The sequence below is a fragment of the Streptomyces sp. MB09-02B genome (genome assembly GCF_033794485.1).
Lineage (GTDB): Bacteria > Actinomycetota > Actinomycetes > Streptomycetales > Streptomycetaceae > Streptomyces.
The window spans coordinates 1-19,285 of sequence record NZ_JARGEE010000155.1 but is presented as its reverse complement, the minus strand read 5'-3'; the positions used below and the strand labels follow the sequence as shown (position 1 = coordinate 19,285).

The 19,285-nt window shown below is 71.6% G+C and carries 16 protein-coding genes and 3 pseudogenes; 7 read left to right on the top strand and 12 right to left on the bottom strand.

Annotated features, from left to right (window positions below):
- Positions 1–239 precede the first annotated feature (239 nt).
- The 3 genes and pseudogenes from P1P70_RS21915 to P1P70_RS21905 all read right to left on the bottom strand — a co-directional run bounded on the left by P1P70_RS21915 (position 240) and on the right by P1P70_RS21905 (position 1,620).
- Positions 240–1,007, bottom strand: a pseudogene (locus P1P70_RS21915) (transposase).
- A 42-nt stretch (positions 1,008–1,049) separates the two neighbouring features.
- Positions 1,050–1,304 (bottom strand): MafI family immunity protein, encoded by a 255-nt coding sequence (locus P1P70_RS21910; RefSeq protein ID WP_319240351.1) that lies wholly within the window; start codon positions 1,302–1,304, stop codon positions 1,050–1,052.
- Positions 1,305–1,413: 109 nt separating this feature from the next.
- Positions 1,414–1,620 carry a hypothetical protein gene (locus P1P70_RS21905; RefSeq protein WP_319240349.1) on the bottom strand — a complete coding sequence of 69 codons (207 nt, stop codon included), beginning with the start codon at positions 1,618–1,620 and terminating at the stop codon, positions 1,414–1,416.
- A 137-nt stretch (positions 1,621–1,757) separates the two neighbouring features.
- On the opposite strand from P1P70_RS21905, the pseudogene P1P70_RS21900 reads away from it, so the two are divergent.
- Positions 1,758–2,633, top strand: a pseudogene (locus P1P70_RS21900) (IS701 family transposase); the annotation flags it as partial.
- 1 nt (position 2,634) lies between these two features.
- Positions 2,635–2,775 (top strand): annotated as a pseudogene (locus P1P70_RS21895) (IS630 family transposase); the annotation flags it as partial.
- Between the two features lie 399 nt (positions 2,776–3,174).
- Here P1P70_RS21895 and P1P70_RS21890 read toward each other — a convergent pair.
- Positions 3,175–4,065: a GntR family transcriptional regulator gene (locus P1P70_RS21890; RefSeq protein ID WP_319240347.1), complete on the bottom strand. Its 891-nt coding sequence runs from the start codon at positions 4,063–4,065 to the stop codon at positions 3,175–3,177.
- Positions 4,066–4,262: 197 nt separating this feature from the next.
- Here P1P70_RS21890 and P1P70_RS21885 point away from each other — a divergent pair, with 197 nt between their 5' ends.
- Both P1P70_RS21885 and P1P70_RS21880 read left to right on the top strand, forming a co-directional pair.
- Complete coding sequence (locus tag P1P70_RS21885) at positions 4,263–5,129, top strand: (2Fe-2S)-binding protein (RefSeq protein WP_319240345.1); 867 nt, start codon at positions 4,263–4,265, stop codon at positions 5,127–5,129.
- A 428-nt stretch (positions 5,130–5,557) separates the two neighbouring features.
- Positions 5,558–6,616, top strand: a complete 1,059-nt coding sequence (locus P1P70_RS21880) for a DUF2637 domain-containing protein (RefSeq protein WP_086804578.1) — start codon at positions 5,558–5,560, stop codon at positions 6,614–6,616.
- 107 nt (positions 6,617–6,723) lie between these two features.
- Here P1P70_RS21880 and P1P70_RS21875 read toward each other — a convergent pair whose 3' ends face one another.
- Together P1P70_RS21875 and P1P70_RS21870 are read right to left on the bottom strand one after the other, a co-directional pair.
- Positions 6,724–7,203: an ATP-binding protein gene (locus P1P70_RS21875; protein ID WP_319240343.1), complete on the bottom strand. Its 480-nt coding sequence runs from the start codon at positions 7,201–7,203 to the stop codon at positions 6,724–6,726.
- Between the two features lie 445 nt (positions 7,204–7,648).
- Positions 7,649–9,349, bottom strand: coding sequence for a protein phosphatase 2C domain-containing protein (locus P1P70_RS21870; RefSeq protein WP_413471513.1), 1,701 nt, complete (start codon positions 9,347–9,349; stop codon positions 7,649–7,651).
- 64 nt (positions 9,350–9,413) lie between these two features.
- On the opposite strand from P1P70_RS21870, the gene P1P70_RS21865 reads away from it, so the two are divergent.
- The 3 genes from P1P70_RS21865 to P1P70_RS21855 all read left to right on the top strand — a co-directional run bounded on the left by P1P70_RS21865 (position 9,414) and on the right by P1P70_RS21855 (position 11,939).
- Entirely contained in the window at positions 9,414–9,884 is a 471-nt protein-coding gene (locus P1P70_RS21865; RefSeq protein WP_319240355.1) for a hypothetical protein, read from the top strand.
- Positions 9,885–10,405: 521 nt separating this feature from the next.
- The gene (locus P1P70_RS21860; RefSeq protein WP_319240341.1) at positions 10,406–11,389 is read left to right on the top strand and encodes a helix-turn-helix domain-containing protein; all 984 of its coding nucleotides are present in this window, start codon (positions 10,406–10,408) and stop codon (positions 11,387–11,389) included.
- A 67-nt stretch (positions 11,390–11,456) separates the two neighbouring features.
- The gene (locus P1P70_RS21855; RefSeq protein WP_319240340.1) at positions 11,457–11,939 is read left to right on the top strand and encodes a DUF456 domain-containing protein; all 483 of its coding nucleotides are present in this window, start codon (positions 11,457–11,459) and stop codon (positions 11,937–11,939) included.
- Positions 11,940–11,968: 29 nt separating this feature from the next.
- On the opposite strand, the gene P1P70_RS21850 is transcribed toward P1P70_RS21855, so the two are convergent.
- The 6 genes from P1P70_RS21850 to P1P70_RS21825 form a co-directional block, all read right to left on the bottom strand.
- A complete protein-coding gene (locus P1P70_RS21850) occupies positions 11,969–12,469 on the bottom strand; it encodes a methylated-DNA--[protein]-cysteine S-methyltransferase (RefSeq protein ID WP_319240339.1) in 501 nt (166 codons plus the stop codon).
- Positions 12,466–13,842: a DNA-3-methyladenine glycosylase 2 family protein gene (locus P1P70_RS21845; RefSeq protein ID WP_319240338.1), complete on the bottom strand. Its 1,377-nt coding sequence runs from the start codon at positions 13,840–13,842 to the stop codon at positions 12,466–12,468. The genes P1P70_RS21850 and P1P70_RS21845 overlap by 4 nt, the downstream gene beginning before the upstream one ends.
- A 145-nt stretch (positions 13,843–13,987) precedes the next feature.
- Complete coding sequence (gene rsgA, locus P1P70_RS21840) at positions 13,988–15,100, bottom strand: ribosome small subunit-dependent GTPase A (protein WP_319240337.1); 1,113 nt, start codon at positions 15,098–15,100, stop codon at positions 13,988–13,990.
- Between the two features lie 374 nt (positions 15,101–15,474).
- Entirely contained in the window at positions 15,475–15,933 is a 459-nt protein-coding gene (locus tag P1P70_RS21835) for a hypothetical protein (RefSeq protein WP_319240335.1), read from the bottom strand.
- Positions 15,934–16,100: 167 nt separating this feature from the next.
- On the bottom strand, positions 16,101–17,642 hold the full coding sequence (locus P1P70_RS21830) for a cellulose-binding domain-containing protein (protein WP_319240333.1): 1,542 nt from the start codon (positions 17,640–17,642) through the stop codon (positions 16,101–16,103).
- Between the two features lie 215 nt (positions 17,643–17,857).
- Positions 17,858–19,183 carry a radical SAM protein gene (locus P1P70_RS21825; RefSeq protein ID WP_319240331.1) on the bottom strand — a complete coding sequence of 442 codons (1,326 nt, stop codon included), beginning with the start codon at positions 19,181–19,183 and terminating at the stop codon, positions 17,858–17,860.
- Between the last annotated feature and the right edge of the window lie 102 nt (positions 19,184–19,285).

Sequence of the window (19,285 nt, the reverse complement as noted above, 5' to 3'; positions counted from 1 at the left end):
TGTGCGGGCAGAAGCCGTCCGTGACGGCATCCTGCCCGCTACACTCCCACCGCTCGACGTTTCCCCAGGTCAAGCCACGAAGTACTGCTGGAGTACTAGTACTCCAGCAGTAGATCGTCATCTTGCCGCTTTGGACGTGAAGACAGGACTGCCTGGTGGGACGCGGATGGTTAAAGGCTGTCCCGTAAGTGATCTTGAGGCTGGTGTCGGCGAGGACGGCTGTTGTGCGAACTTGCTTTTCATCCAGCGAGGTTGAGGTTGTGCAGGCGAGCGATACCGAGCATGGCGTGGTGCACGCCGTCGCCTTTGAGACGGCAGTCGCGCAGGATCTTCCAGCTCTTCATACGGGCGAAGGTGTGCTCGACGCGCGCTCGGACTCGTTTGTGGGAGCGGTTGTGTTCTTCCTTCCAGGCCGGGAGGTCCTCGCCTTTGGTCCGGCGGTGCGGAATGACCAGGCCGGTGCCCTGGTATCCGCCGTCCGCGATGGTCATGGTCTTGCCGACGGCGTCCTTGGCGCCGGATTCGTCCCAGCCGCGGGAATCGTGGCGGTTACCGGGCAGCGGCCGGCCGACCACGACGACCAGGCGGGTGTCGGCGTCGATGACGACCTGGTGGGCCGTGGAGTAGCGGTAGTTCTTCGACTGCTCGGCGATCGTGCGGTCGCGGGTGGGCACCAAAGTGCCGTCCACGATGAGTACGGCGTCCTTCGCGAAACGCTTGCGAGGCTGGAGCGCGAGGAACGGCCCGAGATGGTCGATGATCCGGTCCGCTGCCGACTTCGAGACTCCGAACAGCGGGGCGAGCTGGCGCAGCGTCAAGTTCGTGCGCCAGTAGGCCGCGACCAGCAGGATCCGGTCCTCCAACGGCAGCCCTCACGGCCGACCGCGATGCCCGTCGAGCATGGTCTCGCGGCGCACCGCGGCCACCAACTTGCCGAAGCAGCGCGGGCTCAACCCGGTGAACGGGGCTACCCAGGACGGCTCCGACGCCGTGATCACACCAGCCACATCAAGATCGTCCCACTTCGGAGTCACTAGGCGGGGACGTCCTCAGTCGGTCAGAAGCTCTTCGAGACGCCGCACGGACCGCGGAGTGCCGAGTTCGTCAGCCATCACTACAAGCCGTGAGTGATACTCTCGCGTGATCGGCAGAGCATCCTCATAGATCCACGAGCACATGGTGTCGAAGGCCAACCCCTCTTCGCCGTGTGACAACAGATGCCGGACATCCGTGATGACGGCCTCCGAGGTGAGAGGTGAGTCGCCGAGGAGGGCAACTACCCGGGCGCGATACGACAGGCTCATCGATGCTCTCAACGTCGGAGTCGAACGTGACGTCACATCGTCACCAGCGCATCGATCCCTGTCCAGCAGGGCAACCACAGCCTCAGCAAGATCAATTACGGGACAACCTTTAGCTGCTGTTGCCTCTGTCCGCCAACAGGTCCCTGATGCGTACGTCAACCTGATGGCGGTCGTAGCCCCGCCCCACGATCCGGAACGGCGGCGGGCCGACCGGCGAGTCGGCTTCAGACAGGGCCTTGAGATAGCGATCGACCTGATGGCGGTCATAGCCACGCCGCACCAGATCGAAGCCACGGAACTCAGACGATGTCGACACTTCGCACCCCACTCCAACCCGGTAGGAAGACGGGTGCGGCCACCGTTGATCATCGGTGTGTGAAGACTGAAGATCATGCGGTGGCTGCGGGACACAGCGTAGACCCTGCCCGGTGGCAGAAGACGTTCGAGGGCCTGATGGGCCGGATCGCGAGCCGGTTCGTCCGGGTTAACCCCGGCGCCGGATAAGGCGGTTGGTGCTTGGCATGCTTTCGGACCTGCCCCGAAAGAACTGCTGGACCATCGCTGAGTGGGCCGGCGAGGCGACCCCGGACGGGATGCAGCACCTGCTGAACCGGGCCAAGTGGCACGCCGACGTCGTCCGCGATGACCTGTGCAGCTATGTGGTCGAGCACTTGCACGACGAGCAGGCGGTGCTTGTGGTCGATGAGACCGGTGACGTGAGGAGGGCACCTGCACCGTCGGCGTCCAACGTCAGTACACCGGCACCGCGGGCAGGATCGAGAACTCCCAAGTCGCCCTTTACCTGGTATACGCAGGTCAGCGCGGTCACACCGCTGTGGACCGCCAGCTGTGCATCCCGCGCTCCTGGACCGACCAGCCCGACCGCTGCCGCGCGGCCGGACTCGACCCCGACACCGCGTTCGCCACCGAGCCCGAACTGGCCGCCCGCATGATTGTCCGGTTCCTGGAGGTCGGCACCACGACTCTTGGGTGGCCGGCGACGAGGTCTACGGCGGCAACCCGAAACTGCGCGCCGCCCTGGAGGTACGCGGCACCGGCTACGTCCTCGCGGTCGTCCGCACCCACGAAGTCACCACCCAGGCAGGTAAGTTCCGTGCGGACGCCTTGGCCAGGAAGATCCCTGAGCGGGCCTGGCAGAAGCTGTCCGCCGAGGGCGGCGCCAAGGGGCAATGCTTCTACGACTGGGCCCACATCGACATGCCCGATACCGCCCCCGGTCAGCGCCACCTGCTGATCCGCCGCAACCGCAGCACAGGCGAACTCGCCTACTACCGCTGCTACTCACCCCGGCCGACGCCTCTGGCCACCCAACCATCCCGACCACACCGTCCAGCCCCGCGCGCTCCACCGCTACCTGCGCCGGCGTAACGCCCACGTACGTCACCCCGACGTCCTCGCCGCAGAACGCCGAGAACGCGCCCGTATCCGCAGCGAGAAAGGCATCCGTTGAAGAGGACGCGCACTGGCGAAGGCGGCATGACCGAAGGGTTCCCAGTCAACGCACCAGGTCGCGCCAAGGACCGTCCGGTACCAGGGCAGCGAGAACGGACATCAATGTCGGCGGCTCGATTCGATCCGCCAACGTGCTCAGGTCGGACCACACGACCCAGGCGTGTTCATGGAGATTGACCTGCTCATCGGGAAGGAGACCGGTCGCGACCCGGTACGACAAGAGCCCGGAGAACCACGAAGCCGGATGCACCTGTGTGGTGCGATGCTCTGGCTCTACAGCATCGCACCACACCCGCGATCCGAACTCCGGACAGAACCTGGGCCCGCGGGCCTGGTTTTCAGGGGCGCGGGGAACCGCGCGAGCAACCACGAACCACTCGCACCCGCCGACGAACCCTCAGCCCCCCACCCCGAAATGCCGCTCCACCAGACAGCACGCCGCCTCAAGATCCTCTGCCACCAACGCGTCCAGCAACGCGATGTGCTCCGCCGCGTCCGCCATCAGTTCCACTCGGCCACCGCCCCCGGCGACCCCCACGTGAGCGCCGCCCAGCGGCAGTTGCGTACGCCGGTGGAGGTCGTCCGTGATCTGCAGCAGCTGCTCGTTGCCGGACAGCCCCAGCACCCCTCGGTGGAAGGCCCGGTCCGCCTCGCCGTACGTCGCGCGGCACCCGGAGGACGCCGCCCGGGCCGTCTCGTCGGCGAGGGGCCGCAGTTCACCCCAGCGGTCCGCCGGCACGGTGCGCGCGAGCCGCATGACCACCGGCACCTGGAGCAGCGCCCGCACCTCCGCCAGCTCGGCCAGCTCCCGGGCGCCCCGCCGTACGACGCGGAAGCCGCGGTTGGGCACGACCTCGACCGCGCCCTCGATGGCCAGTTGCTGCATCGCCTCGCGCACGGGGGTCGCGGAGACCCCGAACCGCTCACCCAGCGCGGGCGCGGAGTACACCTCGCCCGGCGTCAGCTCCCCGCCGGCGAGCGCGGCCCGCAGCGCGTCGAGGATCTGCCCCCGCACGGAGGCCCGTTGGACGACGGGGCGTCCCTGGCCGCGCGGCAGCGGGATCGGGACCTCGCTGTGCGTGTGTTCGCCCCGGGCCGCGTCGACGCCGGGGCCGCTGTCGTCGCGCGCCGCGGCAGCGGCAGCGTCCGCCGCGATGCCCCGCTCCCGGTCGACATCAGCGACCCCGGGCTGGGCGGGCACGCGGTACACCGACGCCGGACGTGCGGCAGCGGGGTCCGGCGCGCTCATGGCCGTGGCCTCGCGCGGGCGCGGTCCGGCCTGCTCCACGGGTCCTCCTCCGAGCCGAGTCGAGCGTCGAGTGGGTCGAGCAGTGCGGCCGACCGGATACATGGGGGCGGTTAGTCACTACTCGGGTTGTTACCGGTCGTAAAGCACGATAGGCGCACACGCCCCCAGTTCAAACCTCGACCACCTCGGGTAAGGTAAGCCTTACTTGGCAGCGATGGTGAAACGGCGGTCCCCGTATGCCCCAGTCAGCACCGGCACCGGCACCCACTTCACGCAGGTCGCCCGTGGCGGCGGCATACGCACGCCTCACCGAGGTCCTGCCCATGATCAGCGTGACGGAACTCTCCCTCACTGATCCATTGCCCGAAGGTGAGGGATGGGTCTCCGCCGCCGGACTCGCGGCGGCGGGAGCCGAGCTCGACGCGTTCCTGGCATGGGACGAGGCCCAGATAATCCGGGACCACGGCCGAAAGGGCCGCCCGGACGTGGTGGCGACCTTCGGACTGCACCGTTACTCCTGGTACGCCTGCCTGCTCTTCACGGTGCCCTGGTTCCTCCAGCGCCGGGTGCCGCGTTTCCCCGCCGAGCACGTGGCGTTCCAGCGTGAGCAGAGCAGGCTGGTGGTGCGCGGTGAAACGTTCAGCTGCCTGCCGGACGACCCGGCGGCCGGCGAACCCGGCGCCCGGGTGGTCGCGGACGAGGACGCGCTGCGGGCCGAGGTGCGCGACGCCTTCGCCGCGCACATAGAACCGGTCCTCGGCGGCTTCGGTCCGCGGATGCGGCGGCGCGGGCGCGCGCTGTGGGGCATGGCGACCGACGAGATCGTCGAGGGCATCTGGTATGTCGCCGAACTCCTCGGCCCCGACGAGCAGGAGCGCTGCCGGCGCGAGCTGGAACTGCTGCTCCCGGGCGCGACCCGGCCGTACGTGGGCGCCGCGGGCTTCCGTGAACTGACCGGCCCGGGCGGCGAGTCGCTGCCCACCCGGGACCGGGCGAGCTGCTGCATGTTCTACACGCTGGTCCCGGAGGACACCTGCGTCACCTGCCCGCGCACCTGCGAGTCGGAGCGGATCTCCAAACTGACGGCCGCCGCCACCGGTTGACGGCCGCTCACCACTGCCGGTTGACGGCCCCTCACCGCCACCGGTCGACGGCCCCTCACCACTGCCGGCCGACGCCCCCCACCACCGGCCCACGCCCCTCGCAGCCGCCGGGGGCCGCACGCCGGGTCGACCCCCCGGCGATCGCCCGGGGCATGTGCCGTAAGATCCACTCCGGGTGGGACCCTCGTTGGGTTACAGGTGGTTCACAAATTCCTCACTTGTCGCAGGAACTTTCCGTGGAACCACTCGAACGGGTAATCTCACTCGCACTCAACTCCCGTCCCTCGCGCGGTAGTTCGAGCAGAATGCCGCCTGGCGTCACTCATTGCACTTCTTTGGCGGTCTCTTGCCCCGAAACCCCCTGAGGGCCGCGAGGATTGGGCCACTATGGCGGGCGTTACGCCCTATCCCAATGCAAGGGACCCCTGATGAGATTGACCGACATATCGCTGAACTGGCTGCTTCCGGGCGCCGTACTGCTCCTGGGCATGCTGGCGGCGGTTGCGGTGCTCGCGCGCGGCAAGCGCTCCGGGGAGCACGCGAAGACCGAGGATTCCTGGGAACGTAGCGAGGAGCGCCGCAGGCGCAAGGAGAGCCTCTACGGCCTCTTCTCCTACATTCTCCTCTTCTGCTGTGCCGCGGTCGCCGCCGCGCTCTCCTTCCGCGGCCTGGTGGGCTTCGGTGAGCAGAATCTGGGCCTCACCGACGGATGGCAGTACCTGGTGCCGTTCGGGCTGGACGGTGCCGCCATGTTCTGCTCGGTCCTCGCGGTGCGCGAGGCCAGCCACGGTGACGCGGCTCTCGGTTCCCGCATACTCGTGTGGACGTTCGCCGGTGCGGCGGCCTGGTTCAACTGGGTGCACGCGCCCAGGGGTCTCGGCCACGACGGCGCCCCGCAGTTCTTCGCCGGCATGTCCCTGTCCGCCGCGGTGCTCTTCGACCGCGCGCTGAAGCAGACCCGCCGTGCCGCACTGCGCGAGCAGGGCCTCGTGCCGCGTCCGCTGCCGCAGATCCGGGTGGTCCGCTGGATGCGGGCCCCGCGTGAGACGTACAGGGCCTGGTCGTTGATGCTCCTGGAGGGTGTGCGCAGCCTGGACGAGGCCGTGGACGAGGTCCGCGAGGACAAGCGGCTGAAGGAGGAGAACCGGTCGCGCAAGCGCGAGCAGGAGCGTCTGGAGCGGGCCCACCTCAAGGCGATCAGCCGGGGCCACCGGGGTCTGCCCGGTCGTGGCGGCGGCGGTGGCGGTGGCGGACGCCAGGTCGACACCACCGTGGAGCGTGTCCCGGCGGCCCAGGTGGCCTCGGACTCCGCCATATCCACGCCCGAGCAACTGCCCGTGCGCACCCGTCCCTCCCTGCAGCCCGTCCGCAACGGCGCTGACAAGTCGATCACGGTCGACCTCACCGCGGAGGACGACACCATGGCCCTGCCGCGGCTCGACTCCCTGGAGCGCAAGCTCAAGGACCTGGAGCAGCAGTTCGGCTGAGCGGTACGAGCCACATCGGACAGGGGCGCGGCAGCGAGCCGCGCCCCTGTCCGTTGTCCGTCGTCCGTCGTCCACGTCGAGGGGGCCAGGTGTCCCCCAGGTGCGTCCTAGGTGAGCCCGCCGTCGAGGTCGAACCACACCGCCTTGCCCACCCCGTGCGCCCGTACGCCCCAGGCGTCGGCGAGGGACTGGACGAGGAGGAGACCGCGTCCGTGCGTGCTGTCGTCGGGGGGCGGCACCCTCGGCCGGGGTCTGCGTCCCACGAAGTCCCGTACCTCCACGTGCAGTCCGTCGGACGAGACGGTGGCGGTCAGCACCGCGTCGTGGTCGGTGTGGATGATCGCGTTGGTGACAAGCTCGCTCGTGAGCAGCTCCGCTATCTCCGATCTTTCCGGACGCCCCCATTGCCGCAGCAGCTCCCGCAACGCCCTGCGGGCCTCGGGCACCGCCCTCAGGTCGGCCCGCCCGAGTCTGTGCCTGAGCTGTTCGGCGCCGGCCTTGTCCACCGCGTCGCCGACCGTCTCCTCCACCTCTGCCGAGGAGGCCCCGATCGCCGTGGGACCGCCCCCTCGTGCCTGCCTCTTCATGACCCCCGCCCACGCGCCGATGACTGTTCCCCTCCTGCTCGAACACGTACACGGGGATCCATGCCCCGTCCGGATCGCGGCACTCATGTCGAATCGTCAACGACCGTCCGTACGCTTTCAAACGCACAGAGTCAAGCCAGCTGTCGGTACCGTGTGAGAGCGCTTCCCTCCTCGTGAAACCCCCGCACAGGCCTACGAACCCGGCGGCCCGCCTCTTACCGGGCGGCCCGGAGCGCCCCGGCCGTGGACCCCAACTGCCCATGCGGGGCTACCGATCCAGCCGTGTGCCAGCGTGACTCGACGGGCGTGGGGGCGCCGTATACCCCGGCCGGGGCGGACCACTCCCCCCGATGATGTTGATTGGCCGGAATCGCGCGCTGGTACAGGCCAACTCACGCCCGGGCGCGGCTGATTGACGCCCCTCCCCGTCCGCCGGTGGACGCCGTCAGGCCTCCCACACGGCGGCGGCCGTACGGTCGTCCGCGTACCCCTTGACCCTGACCTGGGCGTCGGCGAGGAAGGCGGCGAGACCGGGCGGCTCGGCGGCTCCCCAGCGGGCCGCCAGATGCTCGGCGAGCGGCGGCTCCCCGCGCAAGGGTTCGGCCAGACCGCCCGTGCACAGCAGCAGGACGTCGTCCTCGCGAGCCACAGAGGCACGGAAGCGGAAGGGTTCGCGGGGCGGGGCGGGAGCGGGTTCGTACGGGCTCGGGGGTGTCGTGATGCCGAGGTCCATGGTCAGGCGGTCGCCGTCGGGGGTCTCGTGCGGCAGCGAGCCGAAGCCGACCACCGGGGCACCGGCCGTGTCGGCGACCCGGGGCTCAATGTCCTGCCACTCGCCGCCCCGCAGCCGGAACAGCCCGCCCGCGCCGACCCCGAAGAACACTCGCGTACGGCACCCGGGGTCGGCCGGGAGCAGCAGACAGCGCAGGCTCGCCGTGTACTCCTCCGGGTCCAGCCCCTGTTCGACGGCGCTGGCGCGGAGCTTGCCGAGGCTGCGGTCGGTGAGGCGGTGCAGCCCCGACTTCAGATCGCCGCGCCGGGCGGCCCGGATGTCCTCCACCAGCCGCACATGGCTCAGCCCGACGGCCCGCCCGATCCAGCGGCACGCCTCCGCCGCCGCGCGCTGCGCCCCCGGGGTGGCCCGGGCGCCGGTCGCCATGGCCACCAGGACGAGTGCCTGTTCGCCGAGGCCGAAGCGGGCGGTGAGGAGCGCGTCGCGGCGCTGCTCGCCCCGGTAGCGCGCGGAGTCCCCGCGCAGCGACGCGGCGCGCAGCGTGCACGCTCCGTAGCGCGCGCCGTCCAGCACCGTGTCCGGTACCAGGTCCCCCAGGTCCTCCGGATCCGCCGGCGGCAACGCGGTCGGCTCCGCGTCGTAGGTGGGCGGGCCGGACCCCACGTACTCGACCCGCACCCGTCCACTCTCGTCGACGAGCGACACCTCGTCCGCCTGGAGGGTGGGGATGTCGAGCCGGGTGGGCGGCCGGGCGTCGGAGGGTTCGGGAGCGGGTGGCTGCGCGGGGATGGAAGGCGGCGCCTCATGGGGGCTCCGGGCGGGCGGTCGGCGCCATGGCATGGCCGCGCGGAAGCCCGGCGGTGTGGGCCCGGGCGGAAAGGTCACGGGCCCCGAGGGCTGGGCCGACGGCGGCTCCCAGGGCGCGGGCTGCGGAGCGAGCCCGCCGAGGCGGGGGTCCCTCGCGGACACGAACGGTCGACGCGGGACGGGCGGGACGAGTGGCCGCCCGGCGGGCTCGACGGACGGGACGGAACCGGGCTCGACGGACGAAGCGGAGCCGGCGTCGGACGGCCCGCGAGGGCCGGCGTCGACAGGGTCGGCGGCATCGGGACCCGGCGGCGGACGCAGAGAACCACCGGGCGACAGGGAACCGACGCCGGACGCCCCACCCGGGCCGGCATCGGCAGACGACGCGGGATCAGGATTCGACGGCGGGTACGGGGGGACAGCAGGCGGCGCAGGCGCGGGGTCGGGAGGGGTGGTCGGCCGAGAGCCCGGGTCGCCCCGTCGGCTTTGGCCGTCACGCCCGCCCGCGTCGTCCCGCCGGCCTTGGCCTTCGCGTCCGCCCGCGTCGTCCCGGCCGCCTTGGTCTTCGTGCCTGTCGAAGCCCCTCGGCGAGCCTTGGGGCGGCACCCGGTCGGAGAGGGCGCCCGGGGTGTCCGGGTTGGGATCAGCGGGGACAGAGTCCTGCGGGACCGTGCGCGGGCCGCTCGGCGAGTTCGCGCCGGTGCGCGATCCGGCCGTTCGGCCCGGTCCGCCTCCGGGACCGTCCGCCCTGCCCTCCCCACTCCCCGACCCGGCCTCCGTCCGGCCCGGTCCTCGTCCCGGCTCCCCTCTGGCAGGCGACGCACCCGGCACAGCCGCCCAGGCGCCCGACGTACCGGGAACGGCTCCCCACGCGCCCCGCGCCCCCGGCGGCGAGCCCGACGCGCTCGACGTACGCGCGGGACTGGACGGCGTCGTCCCGTCCGACTCCCCCCATGGTCCCGACGTCCCCGACGCACCCGACGAACCCGGCCCGTTCGGATCGTCCGGCCTGCGCGAGCCGCTCGGCCCGACCGTGTCCGCTGCCGAGGCGAAGCGGTCGTCGAGGGAATCGGCCGCCACCGAGGGGCCCGTGTCCCCGCTCGCGTCGTCGTACAACTGCCGCCACCAGTCGTCCTCGTGACCGGTCGGCCTCTCCCCCTGCTGGCTCATGCCCCTAATTGTCCACCTCGGGAGCCGTATGAAAACGGGGCATCCGGAAAATCGGCCCACGGAGCCGACGCCCCGTCGGCGTGTCGGACTACACACCGAACTCCGGTGCGAGGCAAGGGAGTCGAGAGGACCGTGGGAGATGCGGGAAATGCGCGGGATGCGGGAAATGAGGGAGGTGGGGGCGTCGGGAGGCACGCCCGGGAGCGCACGCTGCGCGGCATCGCGCCGGTGCGGACCGCCGGGCGGTGCCACCCCCACAGGAGAAACCGCCCGGCGGCGCCGGGGTGACCGGGGCGCGGCGCGGGCGCGTCGGCCGGACTGCCGATCTGCCGATCTGCCGGTCACGCGATCTGCCGGTCGGCCCGAGTGTGCGGCACGTTCCTGGGATCGCGCTGTGCGACCCCGCCTGCCGGGGGGACGCGCGGTGCGGTGATGATGGGCCGACGCGGAAGTGCGCCGAAGGGCGCGGCGAGTGAGGGGCGGCGTCGCCGGATGCTGGGAGCGATCGGTCTCGACGAGACACACGAGTCGGCGTACCGGGCCCTGGTGTCCGTGGGCGCCGCCGACGTACCGGACCTGGCGCGCCGGCTCGCGCTCGGGGAGCACGACACCGAGCGCGCGCTGCGTCGACTGGAGCGGCACGGTCTCGCCGCCCAGTCCTCCGCGCGCCCCGGCCGTTGGGTCGCCGCGCCCCCCGGTGTGGCCCTGGGCGCGTTGCTCACCCAGCGGCGGCACGAGCTGGAGAAGGCCGAGCTGACGGCGGCGTTGCTCGCCGAGGAGTACCGGGCGAGCGCGGCCGAGCCCGCGGCGCACGACCTGGTCGAGGTGGTGATCGGCTCGGCCGCGATAGCGCAGCGCTTCCTGCAGCTCCAGCTCGGCGCCACCGAGGAGGTCTGCGCGATGGTCACCGGCGCTCCCATCGCGGTCTCGGGGCCGGAGAACAACCCCGCGGAGGAGCAGGCGACCGGTCGCGGGGTCGGCTACCGCGTGGTGGTGGAACGGGCCGTCCTGGACGAGGACGCGGGTCTCACCGAGCTGTCGGCCGCGCTGGGCCGGGAGGAGCGGGTGCGGGTCATGGACGAGGTGCCGACGAAGCTCGTCATCGCCGACCGGACGCTCGCGATGGTCCCGCTCACCACGCACACCGCCGAGCCCGCCGCGCTCGTCGTCCACGCGAGCGGTCTGCTGGAGCTGCTGTCGGGCCTGTTCGAGTCGGTCTGGCGGCAGGCCCTCCCCCTGCGTCTGGGCTCCGGCCGGGTCACCGAGGACTTCCCGGACGCCCCCGACGACACCGATCTCGAGATTCTCTCCCTGCTGCTGGCCGGCATGACGGACGCGAGCGTGGCCAAGCAGCTGGAGCTGGGCCTGCGGACCGTGCAGCGCCGGGTGAAGGGTCTGATGGAGCTCGCCGGGGTGACGACCCGGCTGCAGCTGGGCTGGCACGCGTACGAGCGGGCCTGGGTGACCCGGGACTGACCTGGGACCGACCCGGCACTGACAGTCCTGACCTGCGCTTTCTCTCACCGTCCGGCACCCTGGGCAGATGGGAGCGTGGGAACTCCTGCTGGTCGGGGTCGTACTGCTGCTCGGCCTGTGCGGAGTGCTGGTGCCCGGTGTTCCGGGGTCCTGGCTCGTATGGGCCGGGGTCATGTGGTGGGCGCTGGAGGAGCCGCGTCCCATCGCGTGGTGGGTGCTGGTGGGCGCCACCACGGTGCTGCTCGCGTCCCGGGCCGTGCGCTGGGTCCTGCCGCCCCGGCGCCTGACGGAGAGCGGTGCCACCCCGCGCATGGGCGTGTACGCGGGGGCCGGGGCCTTCCTCGGCTTCGTCCTGGTCCCGGTGCTCGGCGCGATCCCCGGCTTCGTCGGCGGCATCTACCTCTCCGAACGGCTCCGCCTCGGTCACCCCGGCGCGGCGAGGGCCGCGACGCGCACGGCGATGCGCTCGGGCGGTTCGAGCGTCCTGGCGGAACTCTTCGCCTGCCTGCTGGTGACGGGGGCGTGGGTGGGCGTGGTGTTCGGCGGCTGAGCCGGCCGGGACGGGCGCGAGCCGGGCCGTCACGGCTGGAGCACGCCCTCCAGACCGAGGAGGAGGCGCTTGCGGTCGAGGCCGCCGGCGTACCCCGTGAGGGTGCCGTCCGCGCCGATCACCCGGTGGCAGGGGCGGACGATGAGGAGGGGGTTCGCGCCGATCGCGCCGCCCACGGCCCGTACGGCGGCGCGGGGTGCGCCGATCCGGGCGGCGACGGCCCCGTACGTGATGGTCGCGCCGTACGGGACGTCGTCGAGCGCGGCCCAGACCCGCCGCCGGAACTCCGTGCCCTCGCCGCGCAGCTCCAGTCTGAATTCCTTCAGGTCACCGGCGAAGTAGGCGGCGAGCTGTTCCTCGGCCGCCCGGAAGGGGGCCGGGTCGCGCAGCCAGCCCGGCAGCGGGACCCGGCCGCCCTTCTGCTCCGGTACGGAGAGGGTGGTGAGGGCGCCGAACTCGTCGGCCGTGAGGAGGAGTCGCCCCACGGGACTGTCGACGACGGTGTAGTACGTCCGCTGCTCGGTGCTCACGACTGAACTCCCTGATCCTGTGTCTGTAGGTGTTGGACGGCGTACGACCGCCAGGGCCGCCAGCTGTCCGGCACGGCCTCGCCCGGGGGTGCCACGTCCGGGTCGCCGAGGGCGCGGGTGCGGATCGCGGCGACGGTACGGGTGTCCAGGCCGGGCAGCGCCAGGAGGGCCGCCTCGGTGGCGTCCCGGTCGGCGCCGACGTCGAGGCGGCAGGTGCCGTCGGCGAGGGCGGTGGCGAGGGCGCCGAGCGGGCCGCCCGCGTCGGCCAGCGCTCCGGGTTCGGGGAACAGGTGCGTCAGCGTCCCCTGCGGAGCGTCCGGCGTCTTGCCGTACGCCCGCACGAGCCGTTCCGCCTCCGCGCGCCCGACGAGCGCCCGTACGGCGAACTCCTCCGGGTCGGCCGTGCCCGGTGAGCGCAGCCCCGGCCTGGCGGCGACGAGCGGGGCGAGCCGGGCGTCCTCGCCGAGGCGCTCGTCCACGGCGTACGGATCGGCGTCCAGGTCGAACAGCCGTCGCAGCCGCTGCACGGCGGTGGTGAGGTCCCGGGGGTCGGTGAGGTGGAGCCGGGCGTCGAGCCAGCCGCCGGAACGGCCGTCGGTGCGGCTTCCCGGTCGCTCGTCGACCTCGGCGATCCCGCTGCCGTACGGGAGACGGAGGGTGCGCCGGTGGGTGCGGTGGCCGCGTACGCCGGTCGTCTCCTCGACGCCGGTGACGGCCTCGGCGGCCAGGACGTCGAAGAGCGCGGTGGACTGGTACGGGCCTCGGTACGCGAGCCGGAGCGGGATGCCGGCCGTGGGCGAGCCGACGGACCGCCGGGGTGCGCCGGCGCGCAGGGCGCTGGGTGTCATGGCGTACACGGCCCTGATCGTGTCGTTGAACTGGCGCACGCTGGCGAAGCCGGACGCGAAGGCGATCTCGGTGACCGGGAGGGCGGTGGTCCGCAGCAGGACGCGCGCGGTGTGCGCCCGCTGGGCGCGGGCCAGGGCGACGGGCCCGGCGCCGACCTCGGCGGTGAGCTGCCGTTGCACCTGGCGCGCGCTGTACCCCAGCCGCACCGCCAGCCCGGCGACGCCCTCCCGGTCGACGACGCCGTCCCCGATGAGCCGCATGGCCCGGCCCACGGCGTCCGCGCGCACGTTCCACTCGGCCGACCCGGGCACGGCGTCCGGCCGGCACCGTCGGCAGGCCCGGAACCCGGCACCCTGGGCGGCGGCCGCGGTCGCGTAGAAGCGGACGTTCTCCCGTTTCGGCGTCACCGCCGGGCAGCTCGGTCGGCAGTAGATCCCGGTCGTCCCGACGGCGAAGAAGAACTCCCCGTCGAACCGGCCGTCCCTGCTCCGCACGGCCTCGTACCTGGTGTCTTCGTCCTTCATGACACCAAGTGTCGACGACGCGGAGGCGCCGGGCTGGCGGATTTCGGACATGAGGCTGCGCCCCTGAACGGCAGAGGGCGAAGCCCTCGCCGTTCAGGGGCGCGGGGAACTGCGCGACAAGCCCCCACTCACCCGCACCCAGGAGTCACCGCGCACCACCCCTCTTCGCCTCCATGGCGGCGCGGCCCTCCGCGCCCCGCCGCTTCCACTCCTTGCGGATCTCCGCCCGCAGCCGCGCGTCGCTCTTGGCGACGATCCGCTGGTTCTCGCGGAGCAGCTTGCGGTAGCTGTCGAGCCGCCGCTCGGGCAGTTCACCGGACTCGACCGCGCCGAGGACCGCGCAACCGGGCTCGGCGAGGTGCGCGCAGTCGTGGAAGCGGCAGTCCGCGGCCAGTTCCTCGATCTCGGAGAAGACCTGCCCGACCCCGGTCTCGGCGTCCCACAGTCCGACGCCGCGCAGCCCGGGTGTGTCGATGAGGACTCCGCCGCCGGGCAGGGGGAGGAGGTTGCGGGTGGTCGTGGTGTGCCGTCCCTTGCCGTCCACGTCGCGGGTGGCCCGGACGTCCATGACGTCGTCGCCTAGCAACGCGTTGGCGAGGGTCGACTTGCCGGCGCCGGACTGCCCGAGCAGGACGGAGGTGCCGCCGGAGATCACCGCGGCGAGGACGTCGAGGCCCTCGCCGTGCGTGGAACTGACCGTCAGCACGGGGACGCCGGGCGCCACGGTCTCCACGTCCTGCACGAGATGCCCCAGGGTGGCGGCATCCGGCACGAGGTCGGCCTTGGAGAGCACGACCACCGGCTGGGCCCCGGACTCCCAGGCCAGCGCGAGGAACCGTTCGACGCGGCCGAGGTCGAGTTCCACGGCGAGCGACACGGCGACGACCGCGTGGTCGACGTTGGCGGCGAGGATCTGTCCCTCGGCGCGCTTGGAGGAGGTGGAGCGCACGAAGGCGCTGCGGCGGGGCAGGTACGTGCGGACGTACCGGGGGTCGCCGGTGGGTTCGACGGCGACCCAGTCACCCGTGCAGACGACCCGCAGGGGGTCGTGGGGAGTGACGAACGCGGTGTCGGCCCGCAGCGGACCGTCCGCGGTGACGACGTCGCACTGCCCGCGGTCGACGCGGACGACCCGCCCGGCGATCAGACCCTCGGCGCCGTACGGGGCGAAGGCATCCGCCCAGGAGTCGTCCCAGCCGTACGGCAGGAGGGGGTGGGAGGAAGACAGGGAGGAGCCCGGGAAAGAGGAGAGAGACAAGGGGGTGACCCTTCACAAGGTGGCCCCGGCACCGCGCTCACTGGCGCGGGAGAAGAGTGAGGTCAGCCGGAGGCCACGGAGGTGGACTGGATGGATTCCTGGATGCGGGCAGCGCCCATCGCAATGACAGCCATCGTTCACACCTCCCGAACCGAGCCAAGTCACCTGCGGCAACCTCCGGTCACCGCTCGAACAGCACTGACACTAGAGACGTTCAGGCCGCGGCGCCACCGAATTACGGCAGCCTGTGTGCACGGGTCACTCCATGCCGTGGAGCGCCTCCGGGTCGACCGGTTGACCATCGGTCTCGGCCGGTGCGGCCCAGGCGGAGTACCCGGACGACACCGAGTGCCAGTGCAGCAGCTCGCCGCCGATCATCCAGGGGTGTCGTCCCGATGGCCTTCGTCGCCGGCCGGACGGGGCGGCCGCGCCGGCGTCGAGGTGAAGATCAGGCCGGAGAAGTCCCGGCCCTGCACCACCGGCCCGTACTGGGTGCCACCGCTGATCGTGTTGTGCACCGCTCCCTCGTCGGTGGGCACCGTCTGCGCCTGCCTCAGCCAGTCCACGAGGGCCATGTGGAAGTCCGAGTCCAGCGCGGCCCTCACCGCGAGAGCCGTGCTCAGCGCCTGGGCGCTCAGCTGGTCGTCGGGGTCCTGCGAGAGCCGCGTCAGCTCCGGCACCCCCGTACTGACCGTCGGTGCGGCTCCCTCGCCCTCACCCCGCCGGAACGGACGTCGTACGAGGGCCGTCAGCCCGGCCCACACGTCGCGTCCGAGTTCCCCGCCGGCACCGCCGGCCAGGGCCGCGAGCAACCCCAGTGACACCGGATCCATCAGCCACCCCCGTGCTCTCCATACGGATCTGCAATGGACCATTCGCCGAAAGGAAACGATCGAAACGCCCTTTTACTCGTACCCGGTAGGGCATCAGTTCAGTCGAGAGCCGTAGCAGCCGCGCACCAGACGCTCCAGCACTGAGCGAAGTGCGCCACGCCCCGCGCTCAGTCCGCGCGGCCGCACTTCTTCCCGTTGAGGGTGAAGTCCACGGGTGCGGGGTTGTCGTAGCCCTGCCAGATGCCGAGGAAGCCGACGCCGAAGGTGCCGCCGGCGGCGACGGTCTTGTTGTAGTCGGCGGAGGTGGCGGTGACCTTGGAGCCCTCCTGGTCGAAGGTCCCGTCCCACATCTGGGTCACGCGCTGGTCGGCCGCGTAGGTCCAGGCGATGTGCCAGCCGTCGAGGGCCTTGGTGGAGGTGACGGTGACGGCGCCCTGGAAGCCGCCGGGCCATTCGTTGACGACCTGGTAGCGGACGTGGCAGGTGGCGTCGGACGACTTGCCGGGGTCGACCGGCTGGTGGGTGACGCGGGCGGGCGTCGAGGCGTCGCCCTGGGGTTCCTCGTTGCTGTTGCCGCCGCCCTTGTTCTTGTCCTTCTTGTCACTCTCGTCGTCCTCGTCGCCGGAACCGGCCGCCTCGGGCCGCGACGTGCTCTGCAGCTCGGACGACTCCCCGCCCGACGGGGCCCCGGTCACCGGGAACCTCGGGTCCTGCTGCACCACCGACGACTCGCCCGCGGACGAGCCCTCCACGACCGGCTCGTCGTCGCCGAACGGCATGAGGGAGACGGCGAGCGCCAGCACGGAGACGAGTCCGGCTCCGGCGAGCAGCCCGTTCCGGCTGAACCGGGGCCTCGCTTCCCTGCCCGGGGAGAAGCCCCGGTCGGTGCCGGTGGAGTCCGCGCGCCCGGGCAGCAGTCCGGCGTCGGCCGCGCGGCGGCGGCGCTCCAGGTAGGCGAGTCCGCTCCAGCCGATCACACCACTGGCGAGGGCGGCGGGCAGTCCGCCGCCGTGCAGGCCGAGGCAGGCCGCGGCCTCGGCGCACTGCACGCAGGTGGCGAGGTGGCGGGAGAGGTCGTCGGGGGTGTCGGTCCCGGGCGAGCGGGTCACCGCGTCCAGCAGCCGGGCGTAGGTGCGGCAGTCGGCGTGCAGCGGCGCGTCGATCTGGCCGCGGTGACAGCGGTCCCGGAACAGCGCCCGTACCTGGTCGAGTTCGGATCCGGCGACCGCCGGGTCGAGGCCGAGCCGGCGGGCCACCGAGCCCAGCGGCAGCGACTCGACCTCGGCCAGCCACAGCAGGGCCGCGTCGGGTTCCTGCATGTCCCGCAGGGCGCGCAGGGCGAGCGGGCGGTACAGCGGCGGGCCGGTGTAGCGGGCGGCCTTGTCCGAGTTGAGCCAGAGGCGCAGCTCGGGGTCGAGCCGGTGGCCCTGGCCGCCCGTCTCCCAGGCGGCGGCGGTGGTCCTGACCCAGGTCAGGAGGAACGGTATTCGAGGCAGGCGCAGGGCGCGTCGTCCGGCACCTCGGTCGGCCCCCGCCTCGTACTCCAGGGCGTGTGCCTCGTGCATGCCGTTCGTGAAGGCCTCGGTGGCCAGTTGGGTCGCCGCGGCCGAACCGGACGTGCACAGGTCGGCGTACGACAGGACCGCGTCCCAGCACTCCGAGAACAGCGCGGCCTCGGCGGCGTCCTGGGGCTTCGGCAGGTCGGGCATGGGTCTCCTGCATCCAACAGAGCGAGGGGGGAAGTGTGCAAAAGTAGTCAACTACCCTGTGGATCCAAGGGAGTTGGGGGGACCACCTTGCGGTGCCCCAGAGCTTTTCACGCTTCCCACACAACTGACAAGCTGCGTCTTCACATGCGGTTACCAGCGGTCACACTGTTGAGTTGTACGTACGCCGACCCCGATCGACTCAACCGCCACAGGAGTTACTCGGCGGGAACCTCCTCGACGGCCGGAAGGCTGTCCATGAAGGAGCTGACGGAGAAGACGGCACGGCCGGGTCCGGGCGGACCGTATCCGGGCGGCGACGACAGCCCGAACTCGTCCATCGTGGCGCGGTAGGCCTGCAGCAGCCGGATGTGGTACTCCAGCGGCGCGCCCTGCGGGTTGGCCTTGCCGAGGGGGGTGGTGGGCTCCGGGCACCAGGTGGTGAAGCGGGGCGTGATGCCCTGCGACATGAAGAAGCGCAGGCCCTCGGTGGTCGACGCGATCGCCTCGTCGACCGTCTTGAAGCCGAAGGGCTCGGCCATCTCCACGCCCGCCACGAAGTTGGGGATCACGTTGCGCGCGCCGAAGACCCCGGCCGAGTCCAGGATGCGCTTGTGCCACTCGTCGCGGCCGACGTACCGCTCCTTGCCGGGGCAGTACATCTTGAAGAGGTACTCGTCCCACACCTCGTAGTTGGGGTGGTAGATCTTCACGCCGTGGTCGTGGAACCGCTTGACGTCGTCCAGCGGCAGCGCCTGCGCGACGACCTTCCCGATCCACCGGTCCGGGAACCGCTCCTCGATGGCCTTGGCGTAGTGGCCGTAGAAGTCGGCCTCGTCGCGGCCCGCGACCGTCTTGGTGATCGCGCCACCGGTGAGCGTGTACGCGGTGGACGTCTTCGCCGTGTCGTACCGGTCGATGATCTCCAGGGCCTCCAGGACCTCGTCGACGTCCTTCACGCCCGTGTACGGCCGGCCCGCCGCCTTGTGCTGGCGCCAGTTGTGGTTGATGTCGCAGTACTGGCACTCCTCCTTCGCGCCGAAGTACTGGCAGACGCGGAAGACGGTCAGATAGATGAGGTAGCCCCACTGGATGGTGGGGGCCACCTCCATCACGGACTTCCCGTTGGAGAGGGTGTGCTTGTAGTACTCCGGCATGGGCGGGACGCCGACGTCCGCGATGCGCTTGCCGTCGAGGTAGAGGCCGAGGAGGCCGTCCGCGTCGGCGGCCACGCGGTACGGCGAGGACGGGTTGACCCGTACGGAGACGACCGTGCGCCGCAGGTCGTACGGGCCGCCGGTGAGGATGATCTCCTCCGGCGGGCGGCGCAGGGCGGCCTCGCCCAGTTCGGGGAGGGTGCCGTGGTCGAAGGAGAAGATGAAGTACGACTTCGGCTTGACCTCGCCCTTCTCGTTGTCGCTCAGCGCGGAGGCGTCGAAGGCCACGCCGCCCCTGAGCAGGTCCTCCTTGAAGACGGCTTCCCGTGGCACGTGCGGGAACCTCTCCATCAGGTCCTCCACCAGTGCGGTGCGGCTGCCGTCCATCCCGTTGTCTCCTCGCTCCCGATGTCGCGTGGGGGTCGCCCGTGCGCGAATCCCCACGGTATGCCTCCGGCGGTCAGGGGGAGGGAGCGGGGGGTTGTTCGG